This is a genomic window from Nonomuraea basaltis (assembly GCF_005893125.1).
In the GTDB taxonomy this organism is placed as follows: Bacteria; Actinomycetota; Actinomycetes; order Streptosporangiales; family Streptosporangiaceae; genus Nonomuraea; species Nonomuraea basaltis.
The window spans coordinates 53,998-68,612 of the sequence record NZ_VCJS01000013.1 but is presented as its reverse complement, the minus strand read 5'-3'; the positions used below and the strand labels follow the sequence as shown (position 1 = coordinate 68,612).

Genomic DNA, 14,615 nt, shown 5'->3' with positions numbered 1-14,615 from the left:
GGTGAAGTGGGGGTGGAAGGTCAGGTGAGCCGGATACGCGGATCTAGGACGCCGTAGGCCACGTCCACCAGGAGATTCAGCAGCAGGAATGTGGCGACGACGAACAGCACCCCACCTTGGACCAGGGCGTAGTCGCGCTCCCCGATCGCGGTGTAGAGCAGCCGCCCGATTCCGGGATAGTTGAAGACGGCCTCGATGACGACGGTGCCGCCGAGAAAGCTGCCGAGCTGGAGCCCGACGATGGTGACGGTCGGCAGTGCGGCGTTCCGCACGGCGTGCCGACGGATCACGTCCCGCTCCGGTACGCCCTTGGCGCGGGCGGTGCGGATGTAGTCCTTGCCCATCACCTCGCCCAGCGAGTTGGCGAGGAACCGGGCGGTGACGCTGGAGGTGTGCACGGCGATGGCGGCTGCGGGCAGAACCGTGCTGGTCACCGCGGCACCCGGGGCCTGCCAGAGCGGTACGAAGTCGCTGGAGGCGGGCAGCCACCGCAGCTGCACGGCGAGCACGATGATGAGCAGCAGACCGAGCCAGAACGCCGGCACCGCCAGACCCACCGTGAGGTAGCCCTGTAGGACCCGGCCGACGACCGAGTACGGCCGCAACGCCACCACGATGCCGACCGGAACCGCGATGAGCAGCGTCAGCACCAGGGTGAACCCGGCCAGCTGCACCGTCGCCGGGATCCGGTCCATCAGCTCTGTGAGCACCGGCTGGCCCGAGTAGTACGACGCGCCGAGGTCACCGGTGACCGCGTGGCCGAGCCAGACCCCGTACTGCGCCAGGAAGGGCTGGTCCAGCCCCATCCGGGTGCGGGTCGCTGCCAACTCGGCGGCGCTCGCGTCCGGACCGATCAACACCGTGGCAGGGTCTCCGGGCAGCAGGAGGACGAACGCCCACACGGCGATCGACCCGAGCAGCAGCACCACCGCGAACTGCATCAGCCGGCGGACCAGATAGCCGTACATCTACACCGCTCCTCTGCCGATACCGCGCGCCGCCGCGCGTGGCCCGCCGCCACCGACCGCAAGCTGCAGGCCACGCCCGATCCGTTCCAGGAAGAACACGGTGGCGGCCAGGCAGATCCCCGGGAACAGTCCGTAGGTCGGACTCTGGTAGAGGTACGAACGGGCGTCCTGGAGCATGCCGCCCCACGATGGCGCCGGCGGCGGAGTGCCGAGCCCAAGGAAGCTCAGCCCCGCTTCGATCACGACCGCCGTCGACGCGGTGATGACGAACTGGACCATGATCGGACCGAGCACGTTCGGCAGTACGGTGCGGGCCATCGTGTCCGGAGTGCTCGCGCCCATCCCGCGGGCCGCCAGCACGAAGTCGCGCTCGCGTACCTCCAGGGTCGCCACCCGGGTCAGCCGGGCGAACTCCGGTATCGCGCCGATCCCGATCGCCAGGATCAGGTTGAGCCCGCTCGGCCCCAGCACCGCGATGATGACCAGCGCGAGCAGGATCCCCGGCACCGCCAGCAGCAGGTCGACCACCCGCATCGCGACCGTGTCTGCCCACTTCCCGAGGTACCCGGCGACAAGCCCCAGCGGGACCCCGATGCCGGCGCCGACCGCGGCGGCACCAGCCGCGACGAGCAGCGAGCCGCGAGCGCCGTGGATCATCCGGGAGACGATGTCCCGGCCGAGCTGGTCGGTGCCGAGCAGGTGCGTGCCGGACGGGCCGAGCAAGGGCTCGCCGCCCTGGGCGGCCGGGTCGAACGGCGCGACGATCGGCGCGAGCAGCGCGATCACCACGAGCGAGGCCAGTCCCACCGCGCCGACGACGGCGGACCGGGATCGGGCGAACCGGCGCGCCGCAGCCAGCCGTCTCCGTTGGGGCGCGACCGTCGGGGCGCCGGCGGCCGGCGCGCTCATGCGCTCACCTGCGCTGCCAGATCGTGAACTTCATCGGCGAGGTGGCAGGCCGTGTGCCCGCCGGCGACGGCACGGAGCAGTGGTTCCTCCTCGGAACAGCGGTCCGCCGCGATCGGGCACCGGGTACGGAAGCGACACCCCGACGGCGGGTTCACCGGGCTGGGGACTTCACCGCCCAGCGGCACCCGGCTCCGGGTCTCCCGGCCGACCGGATCCGGTACCGGCACCGACGCCAGCAGGGAGCGGGTGTAAGGGTGGCGCGGATCGTCGTACACCCGGGCCACCGACCCGGACTCGACGATCTTCCCGAGGTACATGACCGCGACCTGATCGGCGACCTGGCGGACGACCGAAAGGTCGTGGCTGACGAACAGATACGCCATCCCTGACTCCCGCTGCAGGTCCGCCAGCAGGTTCAGCACCTGCGCCTGCACCGACACGTCCAGGGCGGACACCGGCTCGTCGAGGATCAGCAGCCGGGGCCGGGATGCCAGGGCACGCGCGATCGCCACCCGCTGGCGCTGACCGCCGGAGAACTCCGCCGGGAACCGGTCGGCGTGCTCCGGCCGCAGGCCCACGCGGCTGAACAGCTCGCGCACCTCTTCCCGGCGCTGCGCGCGGGGAAGCCGTTGCAGCCGCAGCGGCTCCGCCACGTTGTCACCGATGGTCAGGCGTGGATTAAGCGAGCCGTTCGGATCCTGGAAGACCATCTGCGCGCGCCGCCGGATCCGCCGCAGGCCGGCCCGGCCGGCCCGCCCGACGTCGTCGCCCTCCACGAGGATCTGCCCGCCGGTCGGATCCACCAGTCGCAGGACGAGCCGCGCGAGCGTGGTCTTGCCACAGCCGGACTCGCCGACAAGCCCGAGCGTTTCCCCAGCCGGGATGCGCAGCGATACCCCGTCCACCGCGTGCACCCAGGCGGTCGCCCGCGCTAAGACCCCGGATCGCACCGGGAACCGGCTCACCGCATCCCGGATCTCCAAGACCGGCACGGCCGACTCGGAAACCGCCTCGGCGGCACCGGCCGGTGCGGCCGGCGGCTCCGCCGCGCCCGCTCCCGTTCCAGGCCTCGTCGCCGCCTCGTCCGGGAAGTGACAGGCGCTCGCACCGGTACCGGCTTCGTCGGCCCGCAGCTCCGGCCGGGTCTCTAAGCAGACACTCCGATCGCGGGCGGTCGGGCAGCGCGGCGCGAACGCGCATCCCGGCGGTATCTCGGTGAGGTCGGGCGGCTGCCCCGGGATCGGGAGCAGCCGTTCCGCCGTGCTGTCGAACCGGGGCAGCGAACGCATCAGGGCGGCGGTATAGGGGTGTCGCGGCCGCGTGAAGATCGAAGTGACGTCGCCGGTCTCCACGATACGGCCGCCGTAGGTCACGGCGACCCGGTCGGCGGTCTCGGCGACCACTCCGAGATCGTGGGTGATCAGCACGACGCCGGCGCCGGTCTCCTCCCGTGCCAGCCGGAGCACGTCGAGGATTTGCGCCTGGACGCTCACGTCCAGCGCTGTGGTGGGCTCGTCCGCGATCAGGACTTTCGGGCGGTTGGCGATCGCCATGGCGATCATCACCCGCTGGCACATCCCCCCGGAGAACTGGTGCGGGTACTGGTCGTACCGAGTCCGAGGGTGGGGCACGCCCACCATCTCGAGCAGCTCCACGACGCGCTCCCGCGCCGCGTTGGCCGTCAGGGCCCGGTCGTGCACCCGCAGCCCTTCGGCGATCTGCTCGCCGACTCGCTGGACCGGGTTGAGCGCGGAGATGGCGTCCTGGAAGATCATCGCCACGTCACGCCCGAGCCGCCGCCGCAGCTCCGCCTCCGGCAGGGTCAGCAGGTCCACGCCGGCGAGCATCACCTCGCCAGAGACCCGGCGCAGGTTCGCCGTGTGGAGCAGGCCCAGCGCGGCGAGCACCGAGACGCTCTTGCCCGAACCGCTCTCCCCCACCACGCTGAGCGTCTCGCCGCAGGAGACTTCGTAGCTCATCCCGTCGACCGCGCGCAACACACCCGCCGGCGTCGTGAACTCGACAACCAGGTTCCGCACGCTCAGCGCCGGCTGGCCGGCCTCGCGATCCGGCACGTCGGGCATGGTTCGGACCACACCATCCAGGTCTCCACCTGACACCGGCGACCTCCTTCGCACTGGAATACCAGCACGTTGCTGCAAGATGTCCTACAGATTTCGTTACCGTAGGCTTCGCCCAATCGCAGTGTCAAGACTGGCAAGATATCCTACAAGTTGGTACGAAGGAGAGGACGATTCAGAACGTGGCGACTCGGGAGGACGACGACGCACAGCCGGAGTTCCGGCGGCTCGACAACACCCCTCCGCTGCACAAGATCGTGCAGCAGGAGATCAGAAACTACATCCTCAAGCAGGGGCTGCGACCCGGTGACCCACTCAAGCCGGAGTCAGAACTGGCCCGCCTGTTCGGGGTCAGTCGCAACTCGGTCCGCGAGGCGGTCAAGGCGCTGGAGTCCACCGGCGTCCTGGAGACGCGTCGCGGCAGTGGCGTCTACGTATGCCACTTCTCCTTTACTCCGCTGCTCGACCACCTCCCCTACGGCCTCATGCAAGACCATCGAGCGCTGCGAGAGTTGGCCGCGTTGCGGAAGACCCTCGAAGCCGGCCTGGTCGCCGACGCGATGCGGGCCATCTCGCCCACGAGCCTCGCCGCGCTGCGAGAGAACCTGGACACGATGCGCACCCTCGCCGAGCAGGGAGAGGGCTTCCCCGAGCAGGACCGCCAGTTCCACCAGCTCTTGTTCCGCGATCTCGACAACGGGATGCTGCTGAGACTGTTCGACCAGTTCTGGCTCGCCTTCCACGCCGCGGCGCCACCACCGCGCGGTCGCACGCCGATGGATGCCTACCAAGGCCACGCCGCCATCTTCGACGCGATTCTCAGCGGCGATCCGGACCGGGCGCGTGCGGCGATCCACGACCACTACATCGGCATCGAATCCAAACTCACCGAGAACTCGCCGCCGGAAACGCCGCCGGCCGAGACGACCGCGGAGTCAGGTTGACCAGGTCGCTCTTGGAGCTGAACACGGGCCGTCCATTTTCCTGATCGTCCCCGACGAGCACGGGTACGCCGACTACGGCGCACTCGGTATCCATCCCGACGTACAGACGCCGGCGGGTACCTGCGGCACGCCGGCCAGGCCGCCGGAGCCGGTCCGCAGGAGGGCGGGCCGGCTCCACGGTTCGGGCGTCACATCGGGATCAGACGCGGGTCCACCTCTGGCTGTTCTGGCCGTTGCAGTCCCAGATCTGCACTTTGGTGCCGTTCGCGGTGTCGGCGCCGCTGACGTGCAGGCACTTGTTCGCCCCGACGGCGGTGATGGTGCCGTCGGCGTTGAAGCGCCACTTCTGGTTGTTCTGCCCGTTGCAGTCCCAGATGATCACCGCGGTGCCGTTCGCCGTCCCTGCCCCGTTCACGTCCAGGCACTTGGTGCCGTACACCCGCAGCTCGCCCGAACTGGCCGACGTCCATTGCTGGTTGGACTGCCCGTTGCAGTCCCAGATCTGCACCTGGGCGCCGTTCGTCTGCGAGGCGCCGTTGACGTCCAGGCACCGGTTCGATCCCACACCCCGCAGCGCGCTCGTGCTGTCCGAGGGCGGGCCACCCTGCCCGACGCCCCTGCCGTTGAAGGTGAACGAGTCCACGTCGAACGAGTTCGCCGACGGCGCCTTGAACACGACGTAGACATTACGGGTGCCACCGGGGTCGGTGACCCGCACCGAGGGCAGGGACACGTAGGTGTTCCATCCCCCGGTCGCCGACACGGGGGCGGCGGCGATGAGCGCCCCGGTCGGCGAGTCGGCGTGCAGCTCGATGGACGCCCCGGTGCTGGACGGCGCCGAGACACGGAAGGACACCGTGTCGATCCCGGACAGGTTGATCGGCCTGAAGGAGATCCAGTCGTTGTTGGAGATGTCGCCGATGCGCCTGCCGCCCTCAGCTCCGGGCTCATCGATGATCCGGATTCCGGACGAGCCGGTGAAGTGCTCGGCCTGCTTGTGCTTGGGCTGCAGCGTGATGCCGGTGCTGCCCTTCAGGCCGCCCTTGTCGGTGTAGTCGGCGGACAGGACGTAGTAGACGTTGGAGGCCTCGTCATGGCCGGAGGCGGTGGTCGTGACCGTTCCGGAGCAACCGGTGTACTGACCAGTGTCGTGGGCGTGCTGGTCATGGCCGAGCGCGCTGATCACGTTGACCTTGGTGCAGTCGACGGCGCCGTCCTCGGGGTCGGTGACGTTCACCGTGTAGGCCACCTGGTCGCCGAAGTCGATGAACCCGCCGTCGGGCGGAGCCGAGAAGACGACGTTGGGGCGGGTGTTGCCGACAGCGATGGACAACGTAACGCTGCCCGTCTTCCCACCGGAGTCCCGTACGGTCAGCTTGGCCGTGTAGGTGCCGTTGGTGGTGTAGGTGTGGGACGGGCTGGCGCTGGTGGAGGTCCCGCCGTCGCCGAAGTCCCACGCGTAGGTGATCGCGTCGCCGTCGGGATCGGACGAGCCGGCCGAGGAGAACGCCACCGTCAGCGGCGCCGCGCCCGAGTCGGGGCTGGCGCTCGCCTTGGCCACGGGTGCGCGGTTTCCGGCTACGTAGTCGACGCGGTAGATGCCGTCATCGGTGTTCTCGTGGCCGAAGCCGTTGCCCCAGTCGGCCATGTACATGGCGCCGTCCGGACCGAACTTCATGTCGATCGGCGCATGCGGGGCGAGCTGTGCCACCAAGGGGTTGATCTTCAGGAGGTTGCCCGAGGAGTCCAGGCGGAACTCCTTGAAGAAGTTGCGGCTCCATTCATAGAGGAACGGCGTGCCGTCGAAATACTCGGGGAACTTGCGGTCAGAGGTGCTGGCCGGGTCGTAGCGGTAGAACGGCCCGCCCATCGGGCCCGCACCGCCGCAGCAGTCGATCTCGGGGAACTCGGCCGAGGCGTGGTAGTTGTACCAGACGGTCGCCGGCTTGGCCGCGGGCAGGTTGGTCAGGCCGGTGTTGTTGGGCGAATTGTTGACCGGCGCCGAGCAGTTGAACTTCGCGCCGGAGGTGTTAGTGGCGAAGTTGAAGTCGTTGTACGGGATGTTGTTGGCGACGCAGTACGGCCAGCCGTAGAAGCCCGGCTGCTTGATCAGGTTCCACTCGACGGTGCCCTCGGGACCGCGGTTGGGGTTCGCGGCGCCCGCGTCGGGGCCGTAGTCACCCAGCGAAATCCAGCCGGTCACCTTGTCGACCGAGAAGCGGAACGGGTTGCGGAAGCCCATCGCGTAGATCTCCGGCCGCGTCTGGGCGGCGCCGGACGCGAACAGGTTGCCGGACGGAATCGTGTAGGTGCCGTCGGGCTCGGGGTGGATGCGCAGGATCTTGCCGCGCAGGTCGTTGGTGTTGGCCGAGGACCGCTGGGCGTCGTAATGCTCCCGGCCCGGCCGCTCGTCGATCGTGGCGAAGCCGCTGGACGCGTGGGGATTGGTGTCGTCACCCGGGCCGATGTACAGGTTGCCGCCCGGGCCGAACGCGAGGTAGCCGCCGGTGTGGCCGGGCTCGTCGACGTTGCGGTACGCCGGAACCTCGATGATCTTCTTCTCGCTCGCCAAGTCGAGGCTGGTGCCGTTGAAGGTGAACCTCGATACCCGGTTCACCTCACCGCCATTGGACGGCGAATAGTTGACGTAGATCCAGCCGTTGGTGGCGAAGTTCGGATCCAGCGCCAGCCCGATGCCGCCGTCCTCGCCGCCGTCGTACACCGGCAGGGTGGCGATGACACGCGTCCCCCCGCCATTGGCGGGGATCATGTTCACCTTGCCCGAGCGCGAGATGTAGAAGACCCTGCCGTCGGCGGCGACGTCCAGTTCCATCGGCTGGTCCGGTGCGCCGTCGAGGGTCACCTTCTGGAACCGGGCCGCGGACGTGCCGCCGCAGTCACCCGGCTCCGCTCCCGCCGCCCACTTCACCCCACCCAGCAGGTGCTGTTTGAACAGCGGCTCCGAATAGGAGGACGCCTGGTGGCCCATCGCGGTGGCCCACACCCGGCCGCCCTCCGGGTTGTGACACCAGGAGATCGGGTGGTCGGCGCCCATCTTGCTCGGCCCCGCGTCATAGGTGGTCTCATCCGCGGTCACCAGCACGTGCACCGAGCCGCGCATGTTCTTGTCGAAGTTGTACCACTCCTCCGGGCGCACCCACCGATCCGGCAGCCCCTTCGTGGAGGGGTGAACCTTGTCGGCCACCTTGGCGGTGCCCTGCAGGATCGCCGAATGCGCGGTCATGTGCGCGCCGGCCATCACGACCTGGTCCCACCAGGGGAACTGCGCCTCGATGTTCATGTCGGTGGCGTTGTGGATCGCGACGACGCCGCGGCCGCTCCGCACGTACGCCTGGAAGGCCTGACGTTGGGCGTCGTTGTCCCACACCATGCCACTGGTCTGGAACATGATCACCGCGTCGTAGGTGTTCAGGGTCGCGGTCGTGAAGACGGCGGAGTTCTCGCTGTGGTCGAGCTGGAAGTTGTTGTCGGTCGCCATCTGCTGGAACATCGCGACACCGGCGGGGATGGAGTCGTGCCGGAAGGCGCCGCTCGCAGTCTCGGTGAACAGCAGCACCTTGAACTGCGGAGCGCTCGCGTGCGCCACCAGCGGCACCGCGGACAGCCACAGCCCTAATAAGGCCGCGGCCAGGGCGGGAAGCAGGCGTGATGTTCGCATGAAGGATCTCCTGGGGGGGTTGCCGGCAACTGTCGGAGTTGAACGGTGCGAAGGCATGAGTCGTCTCGGCTCGGGGGGATCGTCGGGTCGGTCGTGAGGGTGCGGAGGAAGGCAAGGCCTTCGGTGGCGAGGGCGTTCTGGCTCGGGGCGAGGGGGCGCCAGACTGATGCGGCGGTGGCGATGGTCGTGTTGTCGGGAAGGACTCGATCATGAAAGGGCCGCGGTAGCCCACGTCGCGGACGGCCGCGGCGAAGCCCGGCCAGCCGAAGTGGCTGCTGCCGGGTGCGCCCCGGTCGGTCCCGCACGCCTGAAGGTGCGCGGTCCTGGCGCCCGCCGGCCGGACGTCCTGGAGAAGATGCTTCTTCTCGATGTTCATGTCGAATCGATTCGCAATGAAAATAGGTCTGCCTAACATACGTGTCAAGCATGCTTATCCAGGGAACCAGAGACCGCTTTCCTGTTCCACTGGGCGATGGTCCCGCCGCCTTTACCAGGACCGCCTTTACGGGCAGCGTCGATGGTGCCGTACCTGTCTCACCTCTCCGGAACCGGCAAGGATCAGCGATATCCTCCGGATGGTGGGGCGGGCGATGAGTATGAAACTTTCAGGCTCTGGACCGGGCGCAGGCTTCCCCGCCGCACATCCGCCGAGGAAGCCTCCTCCTCTGCCGACGTGGCCCGGGACCGAAGTCCGCCGCGCGGTCGATGGCGCCCGCATGGTGGTCGCATGCCCGACGGCCGTTGGAGAACGGTTCGTGCGATGCGCTGCGAATCCACTCACTGAAAGGCATCGTTCACGTCCAGGAAACATGCCATTGACATCCCTCGCCGAGGAGACCTACGCTTCCTGCGAATCGATTCGATGATGCGCTCCCCCGGACGGTAGACCGACCGTCCCACCGACTCAATCCTGCTCACACGCGCGTACGGCACCCGAAACCAGGGTGAGCAGTGCAAGATCACCATCGGCGTCGACCGCCGTGCCGAGGCCGCCCGGCAGCGTCTCGTACGTCCAGGGCGGGCAGATGGGCGGTCTCCCAGGAGACGGTCGCCGGTGGTCGGCGTCATCCGCACACTCCCCTCTGTCCGAGGAGTTATGAGTGGACACGAAAGGTAAGAGGCGGCGCACAGGCCGTCGCAGCATCGCCGCTCTGTTCGCCATCGGCGCGCTCGTCGCCGGGTCCGTCTTCAGGACAGCAGCGCCGGCCCAGGCGGCGGACGAGTCGATCACCGTGAACTTCTCCGTCGCGGCCGGCTCCCCGACCTACCGGGCCTCTGGGTGGATCTACGGCATGACGGAGGACGCAGCCAACCCCCCGGACCAGTTCTTCAGAGACGTCAAGTTCCGGTACATGCGGGCCGGCGGCGCGCAGCTGGACAGCCCGGGCGGCTGGGTGTCCGGTAAGTATGACCGCCGATGGAACGCCACCCGCGCGCAGTTGCTGCGCACCCGGTCGCTGGGCGGGGAGTTCGTTCTGCTGGTGCACGATCTGTGGGGCGCCGACGGCTACCCCATCTCCCGCTTCCCCGGCGACAACGGCAACTGGACCGACTACGACGCCTTCCTCACCCGCCTGATCAATGACGTGCGGGCCACCGGCGCTCCGGTCCAGTGGGACCTGTGGAACGAACCTAACATCACCCTGTTCTGGAACCGCCCCATCTCCCAGTACTTCGAGATGTGGAAGCGTGCCCACCAGCGCATCCGCGCCGCCTTCCCGTCCCAACTGATCGTCGGCCCCAGCTGCGCCTGTGTGCCGTCCACTGGCGGCTTCTGGACCCAGTACCTCGACTACGTCAAGGCCAACGACGTCGTCCCTGACATCGTCAGCTGGCACTCCCTGCCCGGCGACCCGGTGGCCAATGTGGCCACCGCGAACACCACCCTCGGCTCCCGCGGCATCCCGCACCCACGCCCGTACCAGATCAACGAATACGGCGCAGCGAACGAGCAGAGCCCAGGTGACGGCTCCTGGTACATCGCCAGGCTGGAGCGGGCAGGCGCCGACGGCCTGCGCGCCAACTGGGCCGGCGGAGGCAACCTGCACAATGACCTGGGCAACCTGCTCGTCCGCAACTCCGCCGGGCAGTACCAGCCGAAGGGCGAATGGTGGGTCTACCGCTTCTACGGCTCCCAGACCGGGCAGATCGCCTCTGTCACCCCCAGCACCTCGTACGACGCCTTCGCGACCAAGGCGAGCGGAGAGGCGAAGATCCTGGTCGGCGGAGGCCGCACCACCGGCAACATCGCGGTCAACCTGCAGCGGCTGGACACGACCAGCGGCATCGTGCAGAGCAACCAGGTGCGGGTGGTGGCCGAGCGCATCCCGTACAACGGCGGGGGCGCCGTCGCGGGTCCGGTGACCGTGCAGAACACGGTGGTGACGCTGTCGGACAACGGCACGACGGTGAACCTGCCGCACACCAACGCCGATGAGACCTTCACCATCACGCTGCTGCCGCCCGATACTCCGGGGCCGTCACCGACCCCCACCCCCACGAGCGGTGCGAGCGCCTTGAAGGGCGTCGGGTCGGGGCGGTGCCTGGACGTCAGCGGCGCCTCGCAGGCCAACGGCGCGCAGGCGCAGATCTGGGACTGCAACGGCCAGGCCAACCAGCAGTGGACCTCCACCAGCGCCGGTGAGCTGCGCGTCTACGGCACCAAGTGCCTGGACGTGAACGGGGCCGGGACGGCGGACGGCACCAGCGTGATCATCTGGGACTGCAACGGGCAGAACAACCAGAAATGGCGCCTCAACGCCGACGGCACCATCACCGCGATCGGGGCGAACAAGTGCCTGGACGTCAGCGGCGCCGGCACCGCCAACGGCACCAAGGTACATATCTGGACCTGCACCGGAGGAACCAACCAGAAATGGACCCGCGTCTGAGCCCCACGAACGACCGCGAGGTTGGTGGACAGGACCACGACATGCTCGCCGACCCCCCTGCCGGGACTCGGCGGGGTGACCGCTCGTCACGGCGGTGACGTTCGGACGGTCCGCCAGGCGCCGCGTGCCCGCGCCGTAGCCGGTCGCGGCGACCGTCATCGGCGGAGGCGGCCCGTACCGCGTGCGGGCCGCGGCGAGCAGGTCGCGGGGTGTGCCATCGGTGTCGAGGGCGGCGGGACGCTCGGGGCCCGCAGGTCCCGCACGCAGGAATCTCATCGCCTCTCCTGGGAGGTGTATCAGGAGGTCACGGCCGGCAAGGCTGTGGCGGCCGGACCGGGGTGTCGTATCGGTCTTGTGTCAGGGCCGGTCGGGTGCCGAGGGCGGGGTGCCCATGAGGACGGTGTCAGGACGGCCGCGTGCCGCCGTTGGCGGTCGCGCCTCGCCCTGCTGAAGGTGTGCGCGCAGCCAGCGCTCCGTTGTGCTGACGTGCATGAGCGCCGCGGCCTCGGCCAGCGCGGCGTCCCCTTCGGCCAGCGCTTCGTAGATGGCTTCGTGTTCGGCGAGCGTGCGGGGGGCGGCATTGTCGTCCACCAGTCCGCGCCACACCCGGGCCCGCAGCGTACGGCCGGCGATGCCTTCGAGCAGGGTCGCCAGGGTCTGGTTGCCCGTGGCGGCGATGACCGCCCGGTGGAACTCGGCGTCGTGCCGGTTCAGCAGTTCGACGTCGTCACGCGCCTCGCGCATGGCGGCGAGATGCTGCTCGACCTTGCGGAGCTGCTGGGCGGAAATCCGCGCCGCGGCCAGCCCGGTGGCAATGGGCTCGAACAGCCGCCGCACCTCGGTGACCTCCAGAAGCGTGTCGCCCTGGAGCAGTTCGACCGCGCCGCCGACCCCTCCGAGCAGCAGGCTCGGCTCGAGACTGGTCACATAGGTGCCGTCACCCCGGCGTATCTCCAGCACCCGGGCGACGACCAGCGCTTTGACGGCCTCGCGCATGAGGTTGCGCGACAGGCCGAGCTCGGTGGCCAGCTGCTGCTCGGGAGGCAGCTTGGAACCGGGAGGCAACTCTCCGGACTGGACGAGCTCGCGAATCCGCGCGATGGCCTTGTCGGTCAATGACATCGACGGTCCCCCGGGGGCGGTCCGGCCTTCGGGGAGAGCCGGACGTGGTGATCGGTACGTCCCCGCAGCGTAACAGTGACATCCCATGTCTGGAAGCAGAGATCCCATGTCTGCCCCCATCAGCTCCGCATGTATCGGATTGCGTCAACGCTTCTACGTGCAGATGCTAGAGGTGTGACGACAAGCCTAGACACGACATCCCTGAGCGAGTAAAAATCCATCCCATGTCGAAGAACCGACGTAATGCATCGTTGATGCAAACGAAACGCATCTGGGAAGGTGCCGGCCGCCGTGACTGAGGTGATCAGCGCCGTCGAGGCGGTGGACGTCCGCTTTCCCACCTCACGCCAGCTCGACGGCTCCGACGCGATGAACCCCGAACCGGACTACTCCGCAGCCTACGTGACGGTCCGCACCAGCACGGGTGGCGAGGGCTACGGACTGGCGTTCACGGTGGGCCGCGGCAACGACCTCCAGGTCGCCGCCGTGAAGGCACTGGCGCCGCTGGTGGTCGGCCTGCCGGTGGAGGAGGTGCTCGCCGACCTCGGCGCGCTCTCCCGCAGGCTCACCGGTGACAGCCAGCTGCGGTGGCTCGGCCCGGAGAAGGGCACCATCCACATGGCGGCGGCCGCCATCGACAACGCGATATGGGATCTCTACGGCCGCCGGGAAGGCAAGCCGGTATGGCGGCTGCTGGCGGAGATGTCCCCGGAGCGGATCGTCGATCTGGTCGACTTCCGGTACCTGCAGGACGCGCTGACGCGCGAGGAGGCTCTGGCCATTCTCCGGAGTGCCGAACCCGGCCGGGCCGAGCGGACGCGCGACCTGCTGGCGCACGGGTACCCCGCCTACACCACCACCCCCGGCTGGCTCGGCTACACCGACGACAAACTCACCCGTCTGGCCAAGCAGGCGGTCGCCGAGGGCTTCACCCAGATCAAACTGAAGGTCGGCGCCGATCAGAAGACCGATCTGCGTCGCCTCGCACTGGCCCGCTCGGCCGTCGGTCCGGACATCCGCATCGCCATCGACGCCAACCAGGCCTGGGGTGTTCCCCAGGCCATCGAATGGCTTCGGCCACTCGCGCAGTACGAGCCGTACTGGATCGAGGAGCCCACCTCGCCCGACGACATCCTCGGACACGCGGCGATCCGCCAGGCGGTCGCACCGATGAAGGTGGCGACCGGCGAGCACACCCACAACAAGGTGATGTTCAAGCAGCTTCTCCAGGCCGGCGCGATCGACATCCTGCAGATGGACGCGAGCAGGGTGGCGGGCGTCACAGAGAACGTCGCCATCCTGCTGCTCGCCGCGAAGTTCGGCGTCCCGGTCTGCCCGCACGCCGGCGGCGTCGGACTGTGCGAGATGGTCCAGCACCTCGCCATGTTCGACTACGTCGCGGTGAGCGGCAGCATCGAGGATCGGGTGATCGAGTACATCGACCACCTGCATGAACAATTCACCGACCCGGTCCGGATCCGTGACGGCCGCTACCTCGCTCCGGTGGCTCCAGGAATCGGTGCCCGGCTCCACTCGGAGTCCGTCGCCCGTCACCGCTATCCGGACGGCCCGGAATGGGCGGCCGCCTGATGAACGGCCCTCAGGAATTCGAGGGCCTGGCCGCGATCGTCACCGGCGGCGCCTCCGGCATAGGGTTGGCGACCGCAGCGCTCCTCACCGAGCGGGGCGCTCGCGTCGCCTGCCTCGACCTGAAGCCCGACGTGGCCGAACCGCTCGCCGGGTTCCACGCGGACGTCGGCGACGACGACTCGGTACGCGTGGCCGTCGGCAGGGCGGTCGAGTTTGCCGCGCCCTGGAAGCGCGCCAGCCCATCGGCCGGCTCGTGACCGCGGAGGAAGGCGCCGCGGCCATCACGTATCCGGCGAGCCCGCTCGCCGGAGCCACAACAGGAACCGATCTTGCCGTGGACGGCGGCATGAGCGGCCTGCGCATCCGTCCGCACAACTGACTCAGCACCCACCGTGTCCCTCGGCGAGACCGAGGTCAGCGGCAAGGAGAAC

Annotated in this window: 10 protein-coding genes and 1 pseudogene; 5 read left to right on the top strand and 6 right to left on the bottom strand. The window is 68.8% G+C overall.

What is annotated here, in order from left to right:
- Positions 1–20 precede the first annotated feature (20 nt).
- The 3 genes from EJK15_RS08675 to EJK15_RS08665 are packed head-to-tail and all read right to left on the bottom strand — an operon-like array spanning position 21 to position 3,997.
- Positions 21–968, bottom strand: a complete 948-nt coding sequence (locus EJK15_RS08675) for an ABC transporter permease (RefSeq protein WP_138709856.1) — start codon at positions 966–968, stop codon at positions 21–23.
- Positions 969–1,877, bottom strand: coding sequence for an ABC transporter permease (locus EJK15_RS08670; RefSeq protein WP_138709855.1), 909 nt, complete (start codon positions 1,875–1,877; stop codon positions 969–971).
- On the bottom strand, positions 1,874–3,997 hold the full coding sequence (locus EJK15_RS08665; RefSeq protein WP_240776847.1) for an ABC transporter ATP-binding protein: 2,124 nt from the start codon (positions 3,995–3,997) through the stop codon (positions 1,874–1,876). The genes EJK15_RS08670 and EJK15_RS08665 overlap by 4 nt, the downstream gene beginning before the upstream one ends.
- Positions 3,998–4,140: 143 nt before the next feature.
- Here EJK15_RS08665 and EJK15_RS08660 point away from each other — a divergent pair, with 143 nt between their 5' ends.
- Entirely contained in the window at positions 4,141–4,902 is a 762-nt protein-coding gene (locus EJK15_RS08660; protein ID WP_138709854.1) for a FadR/GntR family transcriptional regulator, read from the top strand.
- Positions 4,903–5,101: 199 nt separating this feature from the next.
- Here the strand turns inward: EJK15_RS08660 and EJK15_RS08655 are convergent, their stop codons facing one another.
- Positions 5,102–8,581, bottom strand: coding sequence for a ThuA domain-containing protein (locus EJK15_RS08655; RefSeq protein ID WP_138709853.1), 3,480 nt, complete (start codon positions 8,579–8,581; stop codon positions 5,102–5,104).
- A gap of 1,100 nt (positions 8,582–9,681) precedes the next feature.
- Between EJK15_RS08655 and EJK15_RS08650 the strand changes: the two genes are divergently transcribed.
- Positions 9,682–11,472 (top strand): RICIN domain-containing protein, encoded by a 1,791-nt coding sequence (locus EJK15_RS08650; protein WP_138709852.1) that lies wholly within the window; start codon positions 9,682–9,684, stop codon positions 11,470–11,472.
- A gap of 93 nt (positions 11,473–11,565) precedes the next feature.
- On the opposite strand, the pseudogene larC reads toward EJK15_RS08650, so the two are convergent.
- Positions 11,566–11,748, bottom strand: a pseudogene (larC, locus tag EJK15_RS77455) (nickel insertion protein); the annotation flags it as partial.
- 81 nt (positions 11,749–11,829) lie between these two features.
- On the bottom strand, positions 11,830–12,594 hold the full coding sequence (locus EJK15_RS08640; RefSeq protein WP_138709851.1) for a FadR/GntR family transcriptional regulator: 765 nt from the start codon (positions 12,592–12,594) through the stop codon (positions 11,830–11,832).
- 291 nt (positions 12,595–12,885) lie between these two features.
- On the opposite strand from EJK15_RS08640, the gene EJK15_RS08635 reads away from it, so the two are divergent.
- The 3 genes from EJK15_RS08635 to EJK15_RS74285 are packed head-to-tail and all read left to right on the top strand — an operon-like array spanning position 12,886 to position 14,563.
- Positions 12,886–14,184, top strand: coding sequence for an enolase C-terminal domain-like protein (locus EJK15_RS08635; protein WP_138709850.1), 1,299 nt, complete (start codon positions 12,886–12,888; stop codon positions 14,182–14,184).
- Positions 14,184–14,441, top strand: coding sequence for an SDR family NAD(P)-dependent oxidoreductase (locus EJK15_RS08630; protein ID WP_240776846.1), 258 nt, complete (start codon positions 14,184–14,186; stop codon positions 14,439–14,441). Before EJK15_RS08635 ends, EJK15_RS08630 begins: the two co-directional genes overlap by 1 nt.
- Positions 14,438–14,563 carry an SDR family oxidoreductase gene (locus EJK15_RS74285; protein WP_240776845.1) on the top strand — a complete coding sequence of 42 codons (126 nt, stop codon included), beginning with the start codon at positions 14,438–14,440 and terminating at the stop codon, positions 14,561–14,563. Before EJK15_RS08630 ends, EJK15_RS74285 begins: the two co-directional genes overlap by 4 nt.
- Positions 14,564–14,615 lie beyond the last annotated feature (52 nt).